This is a genomic window from Candidatus Binatus sp. (genome assembly GCF_036567905.1).
Taxonomy (GTDB): Bacteria; Desulfobacterota; Binatia; order Binatales; family Binataceae; genus Binatus.
On the sequence record NZ_DATCTO010000089.1, the window covers coordinates 12001 to 31058 of the forward strand.

General features: G+C 61.9%; 16 protein-coding genes and 2 pseudogenes. 15 read left to right on the forward strand and 3 right to left on the reverse strand.

The window, feature by feature from the left end:
- Positions 1-123 precede the first annotated feature (123 nt).
- Both VIO10_RS13500 and VIO10_RS13505 read left to right on the forward strand, forming a co-directional pair.
- Entirely contained in the window at positions 124-369 is a 246-nt protein-coding gene (locus VIO10_RS13500; RefSeq protein WP_331965126.1) for a hypothetical protein, read from the forward strand.
- Between the two features lie 76 nt (positions 370-445).
- A complete protein-coding gene (locus VIO10_RS13505; protein WP_331965129.1) occupies positions 446-1468 on the forward strand; it encodes a prenyltransferase in 1023 nt (340 codons plus the stop codon).
- A 330-nt stretch (positions 1469-1798) separates the two neighbouring features.
- On the opposite strand, the pseudogene VIO10_RS13510 reads toward VIO10_RS13505, so the two are convergent.
- A pseudogene (locus tag VIO10_RS13510) lies at positions 1799-3124 on the reverse strand (protoporphyrinogen/coproporphyrinogen oxidase); the annotation flags it as partial.
- A gap of 30 nt (positions 3125-3154) precedes the next feature.
- A complete protein-coding gene (locus VIO10_RS13515) occupies positions 3155-4669 on the reverse strand; it encodes a Ppx/GppA phosphatase family protein (RefSeq protein ID WP_331965132.1) in 1515 nt (504 codons plus the stop codon).
- A gap of 153 nt (positions 4670-4822) precedes the next feature.
- Between VIO10_RS13515 and VIO10_RS13520 the strand changes: the two are divergent.
- The 13 genes and pseudogenes from VIO10_RS13520 to VIO10_RS13580 all read left to right on the forward strand — a co-directional run.
- Positions 4823-5113: pseudogene (locus VIO10_RS13520) on the forward strand (molybdopterin dinucleotide binding domain-containing protein); the annotation flags it as partial.
- Positions 5114-5146: 33 nt separating this feature from the next.
- Positions 5147-5626 (forward strand): YbhB/YbcL family Raf kinase inhibitor-like protein, encoded by a 480-nt coding sequence (locus VIO10_RS13525; RefSeq protein ID WP_349259250.1) that lies wholly within the window; start codon positions 5147-5149, stop codon positions 5624-5626.
- A 190-nt stretch (positions 5627-5816) separates the two neighbouring features.
- The gene (locus tag VIO10_RS13530; protein ID WP_331965138.1) at positions 5817-7502 is read left to right on the forward strand and encodes a DNA methyltransferase; all 1686 of its coding nucleotides are present in this window, start codon (positions 5817-5819) and stop codon (positions 7500-7502) included.
- Between the two features lie 48 nt (positions 7503-7550).
- Positions 7551-8342, forward strand: coding sequence for an AbiJ-NTD4 domain-containing protein (locus tag VIO10_RS13535; protein WP_331965141.1), 792 nt, complete (start codon positions 7551-7553; stop codon positions 8340-8342).
- Between the two features lie 209 nt (positions 8343-8551).
- Complete coding sequence (locus VIO10_RS13540) at positions 8552-8908, forward strand: hypothetical protein (protein ID WP_331965144.1); 357 nt, start codon at positions 8552-8554, stop codon at positions 8906-8908.
- Between the two features lie 11 nt (positions 8909-8919).
- Positions 8920-9762, forward strand: a complete 843-nt coding sequence (locus VIO10_RS13545) for a nitroreductase family protein (RefSeq protein ID WP_331965147.1) — start codon at positions 8920-8922, stop codon at positions 9760-9762.
- Positions 9763-9789: 27 nt separating this feature from the next.
- Entirely contained in the window at positions 9790-11040 is a 1251-nt protein-coding gene (locus tag VIO10_RS13550; protein WP_331965150.1) for an acyl-CoA dehydrogenase family protein, read from the forward strand.
- 43 nt (positions 11041-11083) lie between these two features.
- Positions 11084-11677 (forward strand): CBS domain-containing protein, encoded by a 594-nt coding sequence (locus tag VIO10_RS13555; RefSeq protein WP_331965152.1) that lies wholly within the window; start codon positions 11084-11086, stop codon positions 11675-11677.
- 1 nt (position 11678) lies between these two features.
- Complete coding sequence (gene pncA, locus VIO10_RS13560; protein ID WP_331965154.1) at positions 11679-12347, forward strand: bifunctional nicotinamidase/pyrazinamidase; 669 nt, start codon at positions 11679-11681, stop codon at positions 12345-12347.
- A gap of 2 nt (positions 12348-12349) precedes the next feature.
- The gene (gene polX / locus VIO10_RS13565) at positions 12350-14053 is read left to right on the forward strand and encodes a DNA polymerase/3'-5' exonuclease PolX (protein ID WP_331965156.1); all 1704 of its coding nucleotides are present in this window, start codon (positions 12350-12352) and stop codon (positions 14051-14053) included.
- A 194-nt stretch (positions 14054-14247) separates the two neighbouring features.
- Positions 14248-14721: a CBS domain-containing protein gene (locus VIO10_RS13570; protein ID WP_331965159.1), complete on the forward strand. Its 474-nt coding sequence runs from the start codon at positions 14248-14250 to the stop codon at positions 14719-14721.
- Between the two features lie 15 nt (positions 14722-14736).
- Positions 14737-17256: an alpha-glucan family phosphorylase gene (gene glgP, locus VIO10_RS13575; RefSeq protein WP_331965161.1), complete on the forward strand. Its 2520-nt coding sequence runs from the start codon at positions 14737-14739 to the stop codon at positions 17254-17256.
- A gap of 69 nt (positions 17257-17325) precedes the next feature.
- A complete protein-coding gene (locus tag VIO10_RS13580; protein WP_331965164.1) occupies positions 17326-18066 on the forward strand; it encodes an acetoacetate decarboxylase family protein in 741 nt (246 codons plus the stop codon).
- A gap of 20 nt (positions 18067-18086) precedes the next feature.
- On the opposite strand, the gene VIO10_RS13585 is transcribed toward VIO10_RS13580, so the two are convergent.
- Entirely contained in the window at positions 18087-18878 is a 792-nt protein-coding gene (locus VIO10_RS13585) for an SDR family oxidoreductase (protein WP_331965167.1), read from the reverse strand.
- Positions 18879-19058: the final 180 nt, after the last annotated feature.

Consider the following 19058-nt stretch of genomic DNA (forward strand, 5'->3'; position numbering starts at 1 on the left):
CACGGCCTTTGCCGGCGGCGCGCGAAGCGCGTAGTCTCGGACCAGACTTTTGTTTACTATCGCTTTTTGTCGAGAACAGAATAAACATGGGCCTGAACAATGAAATACACAACTAATTCCGCAGTGGCTATTTGTGTTGGTATTGCGATGGTGTGGTTGGCCGGCTGTGCGACGATGACTCATGGCACGGAAACCGCGACGACCAGCGAATCCAGCACTACGAATCCGGGTGTGTTGGCGCCGGCCACGAATTCAAGCACGACCACGACTACCGGGCATAACAACGCCGCCGCGCAGGGGACCTATACGCCTCCGGATAAGAACACGCCATACCGGTGGTCCGGTACAGGCGCTTACTACGTTCAGTGATGCCGTAGCCGATCCAGCAGGCTATTTTGCCCGGCGCCACGACGGACGCCGGTGTGCCCAAGCAAAAAACTGAATCATGGCAGAGTTGGTAAAACCCCATCCCGTCAACTGGACTGAGCGGCTCAAGAACTGGCGCGAGGCGCTGCTCACGATGAACCTGCCCGACGAGCGCATGGACGGCGTCTCGCGATGGCTCATCATCACCCGCGCAGGCGTCATCCCGATGACGCTGACCTCCGGACTTATCGGCGGTTTGCTCGCGATGCGCGCAACCAATCCGAACTGGTTATATTTCCTGGTGAGCCTGATCGGGCTGGGCGTCGCGCACGCATCCAACAATCTCATCAACGACTACTTCGATCTGACCGGCGGCATCGACACGTCGGAAGCGCCGCGGGCATTGTATGCGCCCCATCCCGTGCTCGCGGGCTGGGTTACCAGGGCAGAGCTCATACGCGCCATCGTCGTGCTCAACCTGATCGACGCGGCAATTATGGTTTTCCTCTTCGCGGTGCGCGGATGGGCGGTGGTCCTGTTCGCATTGGCGGGACTGTTCATCAGCGTGTTTTACGTTGCACCACCCGTGCGTCTAAAGCATCTCGGACTGGGCGAGCCCGGCGTGTTCATCGTATGGGGCCCGCTGATGGTCGGTGGCACGTATTTCGTCACGACCGGCGAAGTGCCCGCCTGGGTCTGGGTTGCGTCGCTTCCCTACGCGATCCTCGTGACGAGCGTACTGATAGGCAAACACATCGACAAACTTCCTTACGATTCCGGGAAGGGCGTGCACACGTTGCCGGTAATCCTCGGCGAGAAGGGGGCGATCCGGCTCAACCAGGCGCTGATGATTTCGTTTTACGTGGTTGTCGTAGCGATGGTCCTGACGGGTACGCTCGGGTTCGGCGCCCTGGTCGTGCTCGGCGGCCTGCCGGTGCTCTGGCGGACGCTCGAGGTCTATTCGAATCCCAAGCCGGCTTCGCCGCCGCCAGGATATCCGGTATGGCCGCTGTGGTATGTGTCGGCGGCCTTCGTGCATACACGGCGCGCCGGCGCGCTGTTCGTACTCGGGCTTTTCCTGAACTGGATCCTGGGCATGTAGTTCGCCGCCTGCACCGTCGCTATCGGGGGCATCACCTGGCGCAGAGACAAATCTTGCGCGAGCCGATGAGGCCGCAAAGGTGCCGGCTCAATATGCGGTGAGCGATGCAAACGTTCAAAATGGTTCCATTCGTGACGCATCGCCGGTGGCATCAACCGCGCATAATTACTAAGCTCCAGATCGTCGGCTACGCCTCCCCCAAGTAGCCGAAGGCACGCATGGCCATATGCCCTCATGGTGAAGCCTTGGCGTGCCTTTTTTTATCGATTTGCCTGATTTGGTTTGAGGCGAGGATCGTCGGCAGCCGGCGACGCGCCGCTGGTCTTGCGCTCAGCCTTCCACGATGCGGTGCGCCGCCCAAGTGCCGGTTTCGATCGCCGATTCGAGATACGGCATCCCCATGTAGTCGCCCGCCAACCACACCGTGGCGTCGCGCGGCCGTGTGCGGCGGTATTCGGCAAGCGCCCGTGCGCGCCCGACCGGCGATTTCGGCATCCCCTCGCGCCAGCGAACTACCCGCGTGAACTGCTGCGCGGCAAACGCGCCGGGGAACAGCCGCTCGACGTCGTCGGCAACCGCGCTCACCACCTGTTCATCGGGCCACTCCATCATTCGCTCGGCGTTATCCGGGGCAACGAACAGGTTGAGCATTTCGCCGCCCTTAAGCACCCGCTCAGGGTCCTTGGCTGATTCGATCGTGACGGAAACAATTTGCCGGCGCTCGCCGCGCGGTATCATCATCGCCCACACATTGCCGAGCCCCGGATCGTTCGACCAGTTGCGCTTGGTCGCCAGACCGACCTTGATCACCGAACCATAGGGGGTCGCCATGAGCTCGCGTTCGATCCTGTCTCCAGCGCGGTAAATTCCGGCCGCCGCCGAAGCCGTAGTTGCCAGCACCACCGCGTCGGCGTGAACCGTCTCTCCTGACAGTCGCACCGTCACGCCGTTGGGCGAGGCTTCGACCGCCTGGACGGGAGCCTCGAGTTTGACGTCGACCCGCGCCGCCATCGCGCGCAGCAGCGAGTCGTTGCCCCGCGCGAGCGTCATGTCTTTGCTCCGGCCGTTGGCGGTTACCGCCAGCACTGCCAGCGCGCATGCGCGCGAGGTTTCCTCGATCCGCTGCATCACGCCGCCCGCGAGTACCGGCTCGAGCAGGAACTCCGCCCCGCGCCCCAGGCGCGGCGCGCTCCAACTCGCGGCATCCTGGTCGTCGTACTTTGCCCATGCCGAGTAGTTATCGAGCGCCGGCCATCGCAAGCTGGTGGTATGCCAGGTGAATCGGACGAGGTCCCGCACGCTTAGCAGTCCGCTCCTCACCGCATACACGGCAAACCGCATTCCAGCCGGCATCCGATGCGGCCGCCCATCTTTGAACACCGCTATCCACGGACTGGTCGTTCTCAGCTCGGCCTGGAGTCCCATCTCCTTGATGAGCCCCAAGGCGTTGCGATAGGTGGTCGTGAAAAATTGTGTCCAGCGCTCGTACAGGTAGCCGTCGTGGGTCTCTGAACTCGTGCGGCCGCCGACGCGATCGCTCGATTCGAATACTGTGACCTCGGCGCCCGCCTGGCGCAGGCGCAGCGCGGCGCTGAGTCCCGCGATACCCGCTCCCACCACCACTACGCGCCGATTAGCCATTTTGCCCATTGGCTTCCCTCGCGTTGGCGCGCGCCGCGGCCGCGGCTAACGCTCCAGCGTCACCTGCCGGTCGAGCAGCCTCGAGAGCAGGTCCGTCCTCCTCTCGCATGTCCACAATTCGAGGTCGGCCTTCTCGTTGTTGGAATCGACTGCGATGATGAGCCTACCGGGAGAGTAGCGAACTTCGATATTCTTGACCACACTGAAATGGCTTCGGTCCAGCGCGTCGGCGACGCGCAAGATGGCGGCGAGACCGCGGACCACACGCCGTTTCGAGGGCGCCAGGCCGTCCATTTCGGGCGAGTCCAGCTTCGGCGCCTGCTTGCGGTGGCCGCGCGCCGCCTGCGCGATCACCTCGACTTCGCCCGGATCGAAACCGAACAGCTCCGCGTTCTTGATTAGATAGTACGAGTGGCGATTGTGGCGGTCGTGATCGATCGCGTGGCCGATGTCGTGGAGCAACGCCGCGTATTCCAGCAACTCGCGCGAGCTCTTGGGCAGCGCGAGCACCGGCGCGGTCGCATCGAACAGCTTCAGCGCCAGCTTCGCGACCTGATGTCCGTGCTTGTTCACGCCGGCGAAGCGGGTCGCAAGCGCATTTACCGAGAGCCGGCGCGCGTGCTCGCCGCCGCCGCGAATGGTCGCGCTCGCCAGGCTCAGAAGCAGGCCCTCGCGCAGCGCCCACGTGCATGCGACCAGCACCGGCGCCGCCGAGCGCTTGAGCACAAAGTCCACCAGCGCGCCCGCGGCCGGCATCAGGTCAACCCGCTTCGCGTCGATGCCAGGCAGCTCCGAGCGCAGCGCCGAATTTGCCGAGACCAGCTGGCCCGCGAGCTTGCTTACCTCCGCGGCCGTCGCACTCGCGCCGTGCATCCGCTCCAGTTCGTCGCCGCGCGCGGCGCGCGCCATCGCGACCAGGGTGTTGATAGTGCCCGAGGTTCCGATTGCGCGCACCACGCCCGCCTTGCGCGCCGTCTTCAGCAGCGCGCCGATCTCGTCGTTGAGATGGCGTTCGAGCCGCTTGAGCTGCGCGCGGCTGGGCGGGTCGTCGGTAAGGTAGCGCTCGGCCAGACGCGCCGCGCCCAGCTTCACGCTCTTCATCCACAGCGGCCGGCCGTCGCGAACCAGCACCAGCTCGACGCTGCCGCCGCCGACGTCGATCAACAAATGCGGTCCGCCGTCGAGTCCGAGCGCGTGGCGCGCGGCCAGAAAGATCAGCCGCGCCTCCTCGGTGCCGGAAATGATCTGCACGTTGAGACCGGTCTCGCGCCGGATGCGCCGGATGAAGGAGGCGCGGTTTTTCGACTCGCGCACCGCGCTGGTCGCCACCGCGCGCACCTTGGCCACCTTGCGCAGGCGCAGGATGCGATTGAAGTTGACCAGCGCCCGCACCGCCAGATCCATCGCCTCGGGCATCAGATGTCCGGTCATGAATGCGCGCCGGCCCAGCCGCACCGTCTCCTTGACCCGATCGACCACCTCGACGTGGCCATCGCGGCCGACATCGGCGACGATCATGTGCACCGAATTGGATCCGACATCGATCGCGCCAAGCCGCATGATCAGAAGCTAACCCCTCATGCGCGCGATGTCACCCACGCACGGCAGGGGTGACCAGGGGTGACCCCTGCACCCAGTATTAAGGCCGCCCGCCGTTGGCGGGCGCGGCCCCTGCCAACGGCTTAATACTGCGCTGCCGTCGCCACGGCCAGGGGAATCACCGACCACGACTACATCCGGGTGTTCAACGATTACGGCGATTCCGTGGTGAGAGCCAAGCTGACCGAGTGCGTACGCCCCGACCAACTGGTCATCTACCACGCCTGGGAGCCGTATCAGTATCCGAACTGGATGCCCTACGACGGAATTCTGCCCGGGCCCGTCAAGGGCCTGCACTTCGCCGGCGGCTACCGCCACTATCAGTACATGCTGTGGAACTGGTCGCCCGCTCAGGAGGATCGCCACACCAGCATCGACATCGAAAAGGCCGCCTTCCAGGGTTGACGCCATAGTGATAAACGGCAGTAAGGTACTTTGATGCCCTTGGCGCTTACATCGGCTGCCTTCGACAACGGAAAGGAGATTCCCGCCGTCCATACCTGCGATGGCAAAGACGTCTCGCCCGCCATTGCGTGGTCGGGCGCGCCAAGCGCTGCGCGCAGCCTTGCGCTGATTATGGACGACCCTGACGCGCCCGATCCCGCCGCGCCGCAGATGGTGTGGGTCCACTGGGTGCTGTACAACCTCCCGCCCTCGGCCGCAGGGCTGCCGCAGGCCGTCAAGCCCGAGCACTTGCCGGCGGGGACCTGCGAGGGGCGCAATGATTGGGGAAGGACCGGATATGGCGGCCCCTGCCCTCCGATCGGACGCCATCGATACTTCTTCAAGCTCTACGCATTGGATAGCCTCATGCCGGATCTTAAGCGGCCCACCAAAGCGCAACTGGAAGCGGCGATGCAAGGACACATCGTCGAGCAGGCAACGCTGATGGGAACCTGCCAGCGCAGCCACCGCTAGCACGGCGCGGCGGCACATCAGGCAGGTCAAGGGGCCAGCCCCTTGACCCAAGACAGGATTTTTCCGTCCGCGCTCTTTGGGGTTATCATCCCCGCGTGTGGCTGCCGGGCGAAGAATCCCGCTTTTTTCCCCGTCCCGCCCGCAGTACCCACTCCCGGTGCGGACAAGAAACGGATAAGCTTTTTTTCCCATGGCGGGGAACCTTCTTTTTTACGGCGACAATCTGAGCGTCCTGCGCGAGAACCTCGCGAGCGAATCGATCGACCTCGTCTATCTCGATCCGCCGTTCAACTCAGAACGCGATTACAACGTGCTCTTCAAGGAGCACGGCACCGAGTCCGAAGCGCAAATTCGCGCCTTCGAGGACTACTGGCATTGGGACATCACGGCGGAGAAGACCTACGCCGAATTGACCAACACCGACGCCGAAAAACGCGGTGTCCCTGGGCGGCTGGTTACGCTGATGGAGTCGATGCGCCAGTTTTTGGGCCAGAGCGACATGATGGCGTACCTGGTGATGATGGCGATCCGGCTGGCGGAACTCAGGCGGGTGCTGAAGCCGACGGGATCGCTGTACCTGCATTGCGACCCAACCGCGAGCCACTATTTGAAGCTCATTTTGGACTCGGTGTTTGGCCCGACCATTTTCAAAAACGAAATTGTCTGGAAGCGGAGCAGCGCGCACAGCGACACGAAGCAAGGCCGCCGGCAGTACGGCCGGATTCACGATTTGCTGTTGTTCTACACGAAGAGCGGTGAATGGACGTGGAACCCACAGTACACGCCTTACGATCCCGAATACGTTGAGGGCTTCTACAAGTTTGTAGAGCCGGAGACTGGCCGACGATACCGACTGGGCGATCTAACCGGGCCAGGTGGAGCGGCAAAGGGTAACCCTCGCTATGAAGTTATGGGAGTAACTCGATACTGGCGCTACAGCAAAGAAAAAATGCAGGAGCTGATTCAACAGGGCCGTGTCATTCAAACAGGTCCCGGTGTGGTACCAGCCTACAAACGATACCTCGATGAGATGCCCGGCGTGCCGCTTCAAGATGTCTGGACTGACCTGAATCCAGTCGCTGCGCAAGCAGCTGAGCGGCTTGGCTATCCGACGCAAAAGCCCGTTGCGCTGCTCGAACGCATGATCAATGCTTCGTCAAACGAGGGCGACGTCGTCCTCGATCCCTTCTGCGGATGCGGCACCGCGCTGCACGCCGCGCAACGGCTGAATCGGCGCTGGATTGGGATCGACATCACGCACCTTGCGATTGGCCTCATCCGCAATCGTCTCGACACCGCCTTCCCCGGAATTGAGTACCAAGTTCACGGCGTGCCCGCTGACGCCGAGGGGGCGCGCGTACTGGCCGGAACTGATCCTTACGACTTTCAATGGTGGGCGCTGCCATTGATTGGCGCGCGTCCGATCGCCAACGGGGAACCGGACCAGAAAAAGGGAAAGAAGGGGATGGACCGCGGTGTGGACGGGGTGATCAGGTTCATCGACAATCCCGCCGCACAGCGCAGCAATCGGATTGTCGTATCGGTAAAGGCGGGGAAGAACCTCAGCCCGTGGATGGTTCGCGACTTGCGCGGCACCGTCGAGCGCGAAAACGCGCCCATCGGCGTGCTGCTCTCGATGTACGAGCCTAGCGCCGAGATGCGTTCGGAGGCCGCGAAGGCGGGCCTTTGGCATTCGGATTCATGGGGCCGTGACTACCCGAGGATTCAGTTGATCACGATCGAGGAAGCATTCAAGGGCAAGCGCGTCGATTATCCGGGGCGCGACGTGACGTTGCAGGCGGCGCCCACGGAGGAGAGGGTCTCCGAGACGCTGCCACTGGCCGGAATGAAGCCGCGAACGAGGAAGAAGCGGTAAAGTAGCCTTTTCGCCAATTTGTCAGGGAATTTTATCCGGAACTTGATCGTGAGTGCGCCGTTTTCAAAAAGACACGGATATACGCGCCAAAAGATTATCGCGCGTGAATCGGCTCCCAAGCAATTGCGATCAGACGTTCTCTTTGCCATCCACGTACTGTGCGGTTATTCCTACGAACGCGATCTATCGAAACTGTGCGACCGGCTTGAGCCTATTCTAAAGCGAAGCTCATCCAGCTTGATTTTTGGTAAATTTGATAAGGAGGTTATGGAGTGTCAGTGGTTCAGATTTTACGACTGCGTAGAGACCACTTCCCAGTTTCTTACGGACCGACAATCCGTTGAAGGCTTTGCGCAGCGGGCCAAACAATTTGAAGAACAAGTCAACAACGCTCTTGAGGAGAATGGGGTTGGCTGGAAATTGGTTGAGGGGCAACTCCAGATCCGCGGCGACGAAGGCTTCGAAAAATCATTTCAATCTGCACTCGATAATCTGGAAGCGCGGGGTTTGTCAGTTGCGCATTCTGAAATGCGCGAGGCGCTGAACGATCTGTCGCGTCGGCCGACAGCCGATGCGACAGGCGCAATACAGCACGCCATGGCGTCGTTGGAGTCCGCCGCCCGCGAGCGGGCCGGGAACCGAAGGGCTACGCTGGGAAAATTGATTCCAAAGCTCGGTCTGCGGGTGCCACTGAATATAGCTGTAGACAAACTCTGGGGCTATGCATCCGATTCCGCGCGGCATGGGAAGGAAGGGAAGACGCCGAGCAGGCGTGAGGCCACACTTGTAGTAGGAACGTGCGCCGCGGTGGCGGCGTTTCTCTCGGACGTGGACGAATGATCTGGCTCGCTCAGGAGCGGATTTAGGGATTCCTCGCGCGGCAGCCACGCGCGGGAAGGACAGCAAAAAAAGGCGGCCTCAAACATCCTGTGAAAGGTGCGCCGGTTGGCTCCTGCTACCGAACGAACGCATACTCTTGCGTATGTTTTCAAATCTATGGTCATGTCTTTATGGTGAATGCGCACCGCAAGGCGCTGGAAGGACGCACGATGGCTGAGCAGAGCGGACGCGGGACCCAAGCGGCCCGAGCGCGGCGCGGCGAAAAGGCGATCGGCGGCAAGCGAGCTTTCACTCAGATGGAAACGGCCCGGCCCAGATTTAATTCTCCAGCTTCGCTGTTGTCCGAGCGCGCAAAAGAGCAAGGCAGCAAGGTCTGCCTCCTTTGCGAGGAGCGGATGGCGAGCTTCATGGCGCCGCGCTATTTCGACTTCCGCGAAAGCCTGCCCAAGACCGAAACCCACCGGATTCAGAAGGCGCAACTAAAGCAACACGGCATTACCCCTGCCACCCGGGACCGCGACAAGGACGCCTTGGTGGACAGCGAACACAACACATTGAGGAGCTGAGTAAAACACGCATGGAACTCAAGGAAGCAATCGGCATCAGACGCACCATCCGCTTCTACAATCCGTACCGGCCGGTCGAGCGCGCCAAGATCCAGAAGATGCTCGAGGCCGCGCGGCTCGCCTCGTTTTGGGGCAACGTGCAGGCGCTGCGCGCGGTCGTGATGTTCCGCGATTCCTCCCCGCCGGAAAATTGGGCGGCGCTCGTCGCCCCGCTCGGAACCAGCCAGTTAAAGCACTGCCCGGCCGTAATCCTCTGGTACTGGGTGGAAGAGGCGATCTTCGACCGCAAGAGCGGCCACCTGACCCAGGGCGAGCGGCTCCATGAACTGGTCGCGGCGCGCGTGATGGGCGTTGACGAAGCCGCCGAGCACAAGGCGCTCGATCAGTTGTTGATTCCCTACTTCCGCATGAACGCCGAGGATATGCTCAAATCCGGACTCACCGAGATGGATTGCGGACAGGCGATCGGCCAAGCCACCCTGGTCGCCTACGAGGAGGGCCTCGGCACCTGCTGCATCGGCACCGGAGAGCTCGGCGGCGTGCGCGAGCGCAAGATGCGCAAGGTGTTCAATCTTCCCGAAACCGCCCATCTGATTGTCGTGATGAGCGTCGGCTACCCGCTCGAGAGCCGTGAAGCGGGCGGCCAGCGGCCCAAGCTGCCCTTCGAACAACTGTTCTTCGTCAACGGGCACGGCAAGCCATTCGAGCGCGATCCCAAGGTGGTCGAGGAACTTAAGCGCGACAAGATGATCCAGGCGCCCGCTCCGCTGCCATGGCGCCAGCAGGAACTCGAATTCGTCCATAAGGCGCTGGACATACCGACGAGCTTCATCCCTGCCGGTGGCAGTTCGTAGCCGGTAGCCGGCTGCGGGAGGTTGGCGATGGACGCTTACATGGAAATGGACCGCAATCTGCCCGCGGACCTTTGCGCGCTCAGGGACAACGTCCACCGCTTTGCCAAAGAGGTGCTGCGGCCGACCGCAATGGAACTCGACCGCCTGCCCGACCCGCGCGATGTCATCGCGCCCGGCTCTTCGCTGTGGACCTTCATGCGCCGGGCGTATGCGCTTGGCTATCACACCGCCTCCTTCCCTGAAGCAATCGGTGGCCTGGGCCTGCACGGGCTTGGGGTTCAGATCTTTCTGGAGGAGCTCGGATGGGGCGGCGCCGACCTCGCGATCAGCCTCGGCGTCGCGGGCGCTCCGTTTGGTGCGCTGGCGATGGCCGGAAATCCCGAACTTATCGACGCTTTCGTCAAGCCCTATATCGCCGACCGCGACGCCCGCTTTATCGGGTCATGGCCCGTGACCGAGCCGAATCACGGTTCGGATTGGGCGATGTTCCTTGCGAGCGAAGGTGAAGCCAGCCCCGCCGGACGCGCGACCATCCGGCGCGACGGCGACTCCTACGTGATCAACGGCCAGAAGGCGGCGTGGGTTTCCAACGGCACGATCTCGACCCACGGAATCGTGTACCTGATGGCGCCGGCGGCCAATGGACAGCCGGCCGGTGGCATGGTCGTGTTCATTCCCTTCAATCTGCCGGGCGTCTCCAAGGGAAAACCGCTCAACAAGATCGGCCAGCGGGCGCTCAACCAGGGCGAGATCTTTTTCGACAACGTGCGCATCCCGGACCGCTACGTGCTCGCCACGCCCGAGGCCTTCCCGATGGTGGCGGCGATTACGCTGACCAACGCGAACAGCACAATGGCGGCAGTGTTCACCGGCGTTGCGCGCGCCGCCTTCGAGGCCGCGCTGGACTACTCAAAGGATCGCATCCAGGGCGGCAAGCCGATCTGCGAGCATCAACTCGTCCAAAAGCGCCTGTTCGACATGTTCACCCGGGTCGAGGCATGCCGCGCGCTGTCGCGCGCCGTGATGGTGCACAACGATCCTCCGCCCGCAATCGATCTCGAGTATGCAATCGCGGCCAAGACCTTCTGCACCCAGGCCTCGTTCGAGGTCGCTTCCGACGCGCTGCAAATCTTCGGCGGCAACGGGCTCAGCCGCGAGTACCCCATCGAGAAGATCTTCCGCGACGCGCGCGCGTCGCTGATCGAGGACGGCACCAACGATGTCCTGAGCTTGACCGGCGCACTCCGGATCCTGGATCGCAACCCAGTGCCGATCTGACTCTGCCGCTCTGGCCGCCGGCACCTCGCTCAAAGGAGCGCCAATGATAGTTGCCGAGCTGATGACCCCGAAGCCTGTGACTGTCGCGCCGAGTGACACGCTGGAAGCAGCGCACGAGAAGATGGAAGCCGGCCGGTTCCGACAGGTTCCGGTGGTGGATAAGGAAAGACTGGTCGGTATTCTGACCGACCGTGACACACGCCTGCACATCGGACAGTTGGCTTACACGCGCGTCGATGCGGCCATGAGCGCCCATCCATTTTCGGTCCATCCTTCCACGCCGGTCGAGAAAGCCGCTCACCTGCTTATGACCAACAAGATCGGCGGTCTCCCGGTGGTCGAGGAGGGCAAGCTGGTCGGCATCATAACCGCCACCGATATGCTGCGGGTGCTGGAGGCCGTGCTCGGAGCTGCTGCCGAGGGCAGTTCCAGAATTGATCTCGATCTGAGTGGCTCCGGAGAGATAGCGGCCGCAACCAGCCTCGTCCGCTCGATTTGTCCTCTCCTCGGTGTCGGGACGTACCGGCGAGGTACGCAACGTGAGATTCTATACGTGCTGGTTCCTTCGACCAGCGCGCAACGCACGGCACACGCGTTGAAGGAGCGCGGCTTCAAGGTCCTTGCCGTCCACTACTGACATGGCGATAACCCTGGACAAGGAGCGATCGGCTTTGCTGGTAGTCGACCTCCAGTCGGACTTCCTGCCAGGCGGTGCATTACCTGTTGGAGGTGGGGATGAGATCGTCTCGCCTATTGCAGATTTGATGGAAGCCGGGCTCTTCGAGCTGATTGTCGCAGCTCAGGATTGGCATCCGCCTGAACACGTCTCATTTGCAAGCAACCACCCGGGGCGCAGACCGTTTGAGAAGATCGAACTGTACGGCCATGAACAAATCCTTTGGCCCGATCACTGCGTGCAAGGGACTGCCGGCGCCAGCCTGCACCCTGGGATGCCATGGGCGCGGGCGGTTGCGATCATTAGAAAGGCGACCAACGCGGCGATCGATTCGTATAGCGCGCTTCGCAACAATTGGGACCCAAAAGGCAATCGGCCGCCGACCGGACTGGCAGGGTATTTGAAGAATCGCGGAGCCCGGCAAATTTTTATCTGCGGCCTCGCTCGCGACTTTTGCGTCAGGTGGACCGCCGAAGACGCTCTCCAGGAAGGTTTTCAGGTCAACGTGATCTGGGACCTTTGTCGCTCGCTCGAGCCGCGGCGCGACGATCTGCTTCGCCGTGAGTTGTCTGCCAATGGAGTCCGCATCGTTACCGTGCAAGAGCTCCGCCATCGCGGCAAGATACAGTAACGATGGAAAACGACGATGTCGCCAACGTCCTCGACCAGACCGCCGATATGCTGGAGCTGGCGGGCGAGAATTTCTTTCGCGTACGCGCCTACCGCAACGCCGCTCGGGCGATTCGCGATCAACCGGCGCAAGTCGCCGGTCTAACCGAAGAACAGATCGATGAAATTCCCGGTATCGGGGCCGATCTGGCGGGAAAAATAACGACGATCGTCAAGACCGGCGACCTGCCGTTGCACCACGAGCTGGCCGCAAAGTTCCCGCCCCAGCTCCTCGAACTGAAAGATATTCCAGGCCTGGGTCCCAAGCGGTTAAAACTTCTGATCGACTTCCTGCAGATTCGCGACCGCGGCGATCTCGAACGAGCCGTCAAGTCCGGGGCGATCCGGAAAATCCGCGGCTTTGGTCCGAAGATAGAGGATCGAATCCGCGAATCATTGCTGCGGCCCGAGACCGGCCAGGGAAAGCGAATGCTCTATGCCGAGGCGACGCGGATCGCCGCGCAGATCGAAGCCCACTTGCGAAAATGCGCGGCAATCCGCCAGTTCGAGCTGGCCGGCAGCTTTCGGCGTCGGCGCGAGACCATCGGCGATCTCGACGCTGTAGCCGCCGCGGCCGACTGCGCCGCGGTCATGAAGCATTTCACCGCCTTCCCGGGCATCACCCAGGTAATCGGCTCGGGCCAGACCAAGACCAGCGTCGTACTCAAAGGCGGTCTGCAGGTGGACCTGCGCGTAGTCGCGCCAAAGAGTTTCGGCGCGGCGCTTACCTATTTCACCGGATCCAAGTCCCACAACGTGCATCTGCGGCGCATCGCCCAGTCGCGCGGACTCTTGCTCAACGAGTACGGTCTCTTTCGCGGCGATGCGGTCATCGCGGGCAGGACCGAAGAAGAGATTTACCGCGCGCTGGGGCTGTCATGGGTGCCGCCGGAGTTGCGCGAGGACCGCGGCGAAATACAAGCAGCCGCGTCCGGCAAACTGCCCAAATTGATTGAGCGTAAAAACCTTCGCGGCGATCTTCACACCCATTCTCTGTACACCGACGGACACGCATCGATCGAGGAAATGGCGCGTCAAGCTCGCCAGAGCGGTCTCGAATATGTTGCAATTACCGATCACTCTCGTCGCCTGGCGATGGCCCATGGCCTCGATCCTGAGCGCTTGCACGAGCAAAGGCGGGAGATCGAGCGGGTCAGGAAAAAACTCTCCGGCATCTCAATCCTTCAGGGCATCGAGGTCGACATCCTGGACGATGGCAGCTTGGATTTGCCCGCCGATGCGCTCAGCGAGCTCGACTGGGTAGTCGCCTCAGTCCATTACAAGCTCGAACAAAGTTCCGCCCAGATGACCCGCAGAATGATCAAGGCGATTCGCAATCCCAACGTTGACGTGATTGGCCATCCAAGTGGCCGCTTGCTCGGGCATCGCGAGCCCAGCAAGTTCGATTTCAGCGAAATCCTCCGGGTCGCCCGCGAGGAGGGCTGTGCCCTGGAAATCAACTCCCAGCCTGCCCGATCGGACCTGAGCGACACCGCCTGCATTGCCGCCAAACAGGCCGGCGTCAAGCTGGTCATATCGAGCGACTCGCATTCGACTCGCGATTTCGCGCTGCTCGATTACGGCGTCAATCAGGCGCGGCGCGGCTGGATCGAAAAGCAAGACGTCCTCAACACCCGACCGCTGAAAAATCTGCGGCCCCGCCACTGAATCGCGACTGTGTCCTTCGGAAACAGTTTTAACTGAACCTAAGCCAAAGTAGAGTTTGTACCGATGAGTATCCCCGCCTGATTCGTGTTCGCGATCCGAGGCTGCCGCAGCGGAATACAAGAAATTGGAGGACAATTGTATCCTTTGGTCTTCCGATCAGAATTCTTCGGAGCTTAAGCGCTGGAGAGACGCCGATGAAAGTTGAGCAGATCATGAATCGTGACGTCAAAACCTGCCGTCCCCAAGATTCGCTGGCCAAGGCGGCGCAAATAATGTGGGAAGAGCCTTGCGGGGCGGTTCCGGTAGTTGACGACCAACGCCGACCGATCGGCTTTCTGACCGACCGCGACATTTGTATGGCCGCCTATACCCAGGGCAGACCGCTGGAAGAGATACGGGTCGAGACAGCCATGTCCCGCATGCTCGTGTCCTGCACCACCGAGGACGAACTGGGCTCCGCAGCGCAGTTGATGCGGCAGAAACGCACGCGCCGGCTCCCGGTCGTCAATCAGGACGGAGCATTGGTCGGGTTGTTATCGCTGGACGATCTCGCCTGCGAGGCTGCGCGGCCGCTTCGCGGCGGGGTAAATGACGCGCTGAGAAACCTGGTGCTGGAAGTGCACTTGTCGATTAACCGCGGACGCGTGCGCCTGCACCCGCCTGCTTAGAGTCAAGGGGCACGAATGCCGGAGCTGCATCAGACTCTGTGGAACTTAGAATCCGAAGATCTCGGCGCGTTGGTCGAGCTGGCTTTGGACCTGCGAAATTGCTGGAACCACTCGACCGATCCGCTGTGGAACAAGATCGACCCGGAACTCTGGGCACTCACCCATAATCCGTGGGTCGTTCTGCAAACCTCCTCCCGGACCAGACTTGAGTCGCTCCGCGACGATCCGGAATTCCGGGATCAGCTTAAGGAGCGCCTGGAAAGACAGCGCCGCACTCTCAAAAGTCCTGCATGGTTTCAGCGCGCTCATGGTAGCCCGCAATTAAATTGCGTCGCCTACTTCAGCATGGAGTTCGGGCTCAGCGAAGCACTCCCCATCTACTCAGGCGGACTAGGCAATGTCGCCGGAGATCAGTTAAAGGCCGCCAGTGACCTTGGCGTTCCGCTCGTCGCGGTCGGGCTGCTCTATAGCCAAGGCTATTTTCGCCAGATCATCGACGCCGACGGCAGCCAACGCGCATCATACCCCTACAACGACCCCGGCCAGATACCTGTAACCCCGGTGCGCGACAAGGACGGCGAGTGGCTCAGGTTGAGCGTCATCTTGCCGGGTCAAAAACTCTGGCTACGCGCCTGGCAGGTACAGGTCGGCCGCCTGAGACTTTATCTGCTCGATAGCAACGACCCGGCGAACGCGCCGGTTTATCGCGGCATCACCAGCGAACTCTACGGCGGCGGACCTGAACTCCGGTTGACACAAGAACTGGTGCTCGGGATCGGCGGCTGGCGGCTGTTGCGCGCCCTCGGGATCAAACCGGACGTTTGCCATCTGAACGAAGGCCATGCGGCATTCGCGGTGCTCGAGCGCGCACGAAGCTTTATGGACGACAACGGTCAATCCTTCGAAATTGCGCTGGCCATATCGCGCGCCGGCAATCTTTTTACAACCCACACGCCGGTTGAGGCCGGCTTCGATCGCTTCGCTCCCGCTTTGATAACCCGCTTCCTCTCGCGCTACGCCGAAGACCGGCTTCACCTGGATCTTCCGCGTCTCCTGGCCCTGGGCCGCCTGCATCCGGACCGTCAGGATGAGCCATTCAACATGGCCTATCTCGCCATTCGTGGCAGCGGAGCAATCAACGCTGTCAGCCGCCTGCATGGCGCCGTGAGCCGGCGAATCTTCCAGCCTCTCTTTCCTTCCTGGCCCGAGCTAGAGGTCCCGGTCGGACATGTCACCAACGGAGTCCACACACCGACTTGGGATTCCGCGGCTGCCGATGCGCTATGGACGCAGACCTGTGGCCGCGAGCGTTGGCGCGGGACCATGGAAACTGTCGGAGATGATATACGCCGCGCCCCGGACAGCGCGCTGTGGGAACTTCGCGCAAAGCACCGTCTCGAATTGGTTCGCTTCGTGCGAGAGCGGCTCGCCAGCGAGTTTGCCACTCGCGGCGGAGATCCAAAAACCGCCGAGAGCATTTTCGATCCAGACACTCTGACGCTGGGCTTCGCCCGCCGCTTTGCAACCTACAAGCGCCCCAATCTGCTCCTGTATGACCCCCAACGCCTCGTTTCCATTCTGACCAATCCTCAACGTCCGGTTCAGCTGGTGATGGCCGGCAAGGCCCATCCGCAAGACATCGCCGGCCAGGCGCTGGTCAAGGCCTGGGTTGATTTCGTCCAGCGGATCGACGTGCGCCGCCACGCTGTCTTTCTCAGCGACTACGACTTGGTGCTGGCCGAGCGGCTGGTACAGGGCGCCGATCTATGGATCAACACTCCTCGCCGGCCTTGGGAGGCATGCGGCACCAGCGGAATGAAAGTGCTCGTCAACGGCGGCCTCAATCTGTCGGAACTGGATGGTTGGTGGGCCGAAGCGTACTCGCCCCAGGTCGGCTGGGCATTGGGCGATGGCAAGGAGCATGGCGATGACCCGGGCTGGGACGCGGCCGAAGCCGAAGAACTCTACGATACTCTGGAGAAGAAGGTCATTCCGGCGTTCTACAACCGCGGCAACAATGGCATCGCCACCGAGTGGGTCGCGCGAATGCGTGAAAGCATGTCACGCTTGACCCCGCTCTTTTCGGCCAATCGGGCGGTGCGCGAGTACACGGAGAAATATTATCTCCCTGCTGCTGCGGCATATCGTGAGCGGGCAAGCGACCAAGGCGCCTACGGCGGATCCCTGCTCCAATGGAAACAAGAGTTGGCCGAGCACTGGGCGTCGCTGAAGTTCGGTGAGCTTCGCGTCGAGAGCTGTCCACAAAAGCACTCGCTGCGGGTTGAGGTGCATCTCGGAGAGCTGCGTGCCGACTGGGTGCGCGTACAACTTTATGCGGATCCGCTCGACGCCGAGCCCCCGTTTCTATCGGAAATGACGCACGGTGACAGCGCCGAGCCTTCTGCAGGATGGCGCATCTATGCCGCCGATGTCCCCGCTTCGCGCCCGGCATCGGACTACACACCTCGCATCGTTCCATCGCATTCCGGAGTGAGTATTCCGCTCGAAGATGCTCACATCCTGTGGCGCCGCTAGTTCGCGCGCTTGTTCGCTATCCGAACCAGTGCCACAAGTATGAAAATCCCGCCCGAGGAGGATCGCACTATGGCCAAACACGGACGTCTCAACCTCAGCAATGCAGGATACTCGATGCCGGCGGACGCCGCCGCGTATCAGCGCCCGCCGTTCTACTATCGCAACACTCGCTCGATCGCGGTCGCGTTCGAAACCGACCTCGAAGCCGCGTTGGAAGCATTGCCGGCGCCGCTGGCGCTGAGCGAGCCGGCCACTGCGATACTTTCGTTCTACGAATATCCGTGGACCACTTTGGGTCCTTACAACGAAGCGATTCTTTCGCTCCTGGCCGAGCACAAGGGCCGCCCGATGAACTACGTCATGCACATCGCGGTGACCACCGAGCCGCCGATGCTGGCCGGGCGCGAAATCTGGGGTTTTCCGAAGAAGCTCGCGCAAATTGAATTCAAAAACGATCGCGACATGATCTATGGAACGCTCGAACGTCCGCCAGGCATCCGCCTCGCCAGCGCGATCGTTCGCCCGGAGCGGCCGGCCGGCAATGGCCATTCCGCCGCGCCGCCGCCGGTCAGCATGCGCCTGATTCCTTCGCCCGAAGAGAACGGACGTCCGTCATGCGCCGAGATCATCGAGACGCACACCGAAGTCAGAGTAATCGAGGCATGGACCGGCGTCGGCTCGATCGCTTTCGCCGAAAGCTCGCGCCTGGACCCGTGGAACCGGCTGCCGGTCAAGCGGGTGATTGGGGCGAGCTACATGCTTAGCGACATGACGCTCGGCTTCGGAAAGGTGATCGATCATCTCGAATAGAGCGCGACTATCCAACCCGGCTAAATCATGAATCCGCCGTCAACGCTGATGACCTGTCCGGTCACCGCGCTGGCGGCGTCGGATGCGAGCAGCGCCGCCATCGCGCCCAATTCATCAGGCTCGACGATTCGCTTCTGGATGTTCTGGCTCTCGGCGAATCGTTTGGCCTCGGCCGCACTCACCCCCATCATCGCGCCCAGGATGTTCCAGTCCACCATCCTGGTGTTGGTCCATCCGGGACATAGCACGTTCACATTGACGCCGTGCGGGGCGGCGGCATAAGCAAGCGACCGCGTGAAACCGATCAGGCCGTGCTTGGCGGCCGAGTAGGCCAGCGGGCCGCCGCCGTTTTTCGCATAGCCGGAACCGATGCTGATGATGCGGCCCCACTTCTGCTTGATCATGTAGGGGAGCGCGGCGTGAGTCGCATAGAATGCCTGGGTCAGGTTCATGAACAGGTTGTCCTCGAACGCGCGCGGGTCATGATTGAGCGGATCGAGGTGCAGCGGGTTCTCCGCGATCACGCCGCCCGCGTTGTTGATCAGAATGTCGAGACCGCCGAGTTTGCGCGCAGCCTCATCGACGCCGGCGGTAATCTGCTCGCGGCTCATCACGTCGATGATGACCGCGAAGCCGCGCGGCCCGCGCTCCTTTATCTCGGTGGCGACCGCGTCCAGTTCGCCCTGCGAGCGAGAGGCGACCGCGACCTCGGCGCCCGCGTCGGCCAGCGCAAGCGCCATCGAGCGGCCAATCCCGCGGCCGCCGCCCGTTACCAGCGCACGCCTTCCATGCAGATCAATCAGTTGTTTCATTTTCCGCCGGCTCCACTTGTCGAATCAGGCTTTCCCGAGTTGAATCGTTTTGTCTCATCTATCCGCCGACCTTTGCAAATGGACGAAGCGCCGGGAGAGCAATGCTGCCGGCCGCCTCCGCTTTTCATCAACTGATCGAGATCGTTGCGCTTGTCGGCGCGACTGCGGTCGGCGTAAGCT

Coding starts and splice junctions, on each gene's coding strand:
- VIO10_RS13545 (WP_331965147.1), top strand. CDS start 8,920: ATGGAACTCAAGGAAGCAATCGGCATCAGACGCACCATCCGCTTCTAC.
- VIO10_RS13540 (WP_331965144.1), top strand. CDS start 8,552: ATGGCTGAGCAGAGCGGACGCGGGACCCAAGCGGCCCGAGCGCGGCGC.
- VIO10_RS13585 (WP_331965167.1), bottom strand. CDS start 18,878: ATGAAACAACTGATTGATCTGCATGGAAGGCGTGCGCTGGTAACGGGC.
- VIO10_RS13515 (WP_331965132.1), bottom strand. CDS start 4,669: ATGCGGCTTGGCGCGATCGATGTCGGATCCAATTCGGTGCACATGATC.
- VIO10_RS13570 (WP_331965159.1), top strand. CDS start 14,248: ATGAAAGTTGAGCAGATCATGAATCGTGACGTCAAAACCTGCCGTCCC.
- polX (WP_331965156.1), top strand. CDS start 12,350: ATGGAAAACGACGATGTCGCCAACGTCCTCGACCAGACCGCCGATATG.
- pncA (WP_331965154.1), top strand. CDS start 11,679: ATGGCGATAACCCTGGACAAGGAGCGATCGGCTTTGCTGGTAGTCGAC.
- VIO10_RS13555 (WP_331965152.1), top strand. CDS start 11,084: ATGATAGTTGCCGAGCTGATGACCCCGAAGCCTGTGACTGTCGCGCCG.
- VIO10_RS13525 (WP_349259250.1), top strand. CDS start 5,147: ATGCCCTTGGCGCTTACATCGGCTGCCTTCGACAACGGAAAGGAGATT.
- glgP (WP_331965161.1), top strand. CDS start 14,737: ATGCCGGAGCTGCATCAGACTCTGTGGAACTTAGAATCCGAAGATCTC.
- VIO10_RS13580 (WP_331965164.1), top strand. CDS start 17,326: ATGGCCAAACACGGACGTCTCAACCTCAGCAATGCAGGATACTCGATG.
- VIO10_RS13530 (WP_331965138.1), top strand. CDS start 5,817: ATGGCGGGGAACCTTCTTTTTTACGGCGACAATCTGAGCGTCCTGCGC.
- VIO10_RS13505 (WP_331965129.1), top strand. CDS start 446: ATGGCAGAGTTGGTAAAACCCCATCCCGTCAACTGGACTGAGCGGCTC.
- VIO10_RS13550 (WP_331965150.1), top strand. CDS start 9,790: ATGGACGCTTACATGGAAATGGACCGCAATCTGCCCGCGGACCTTTGC.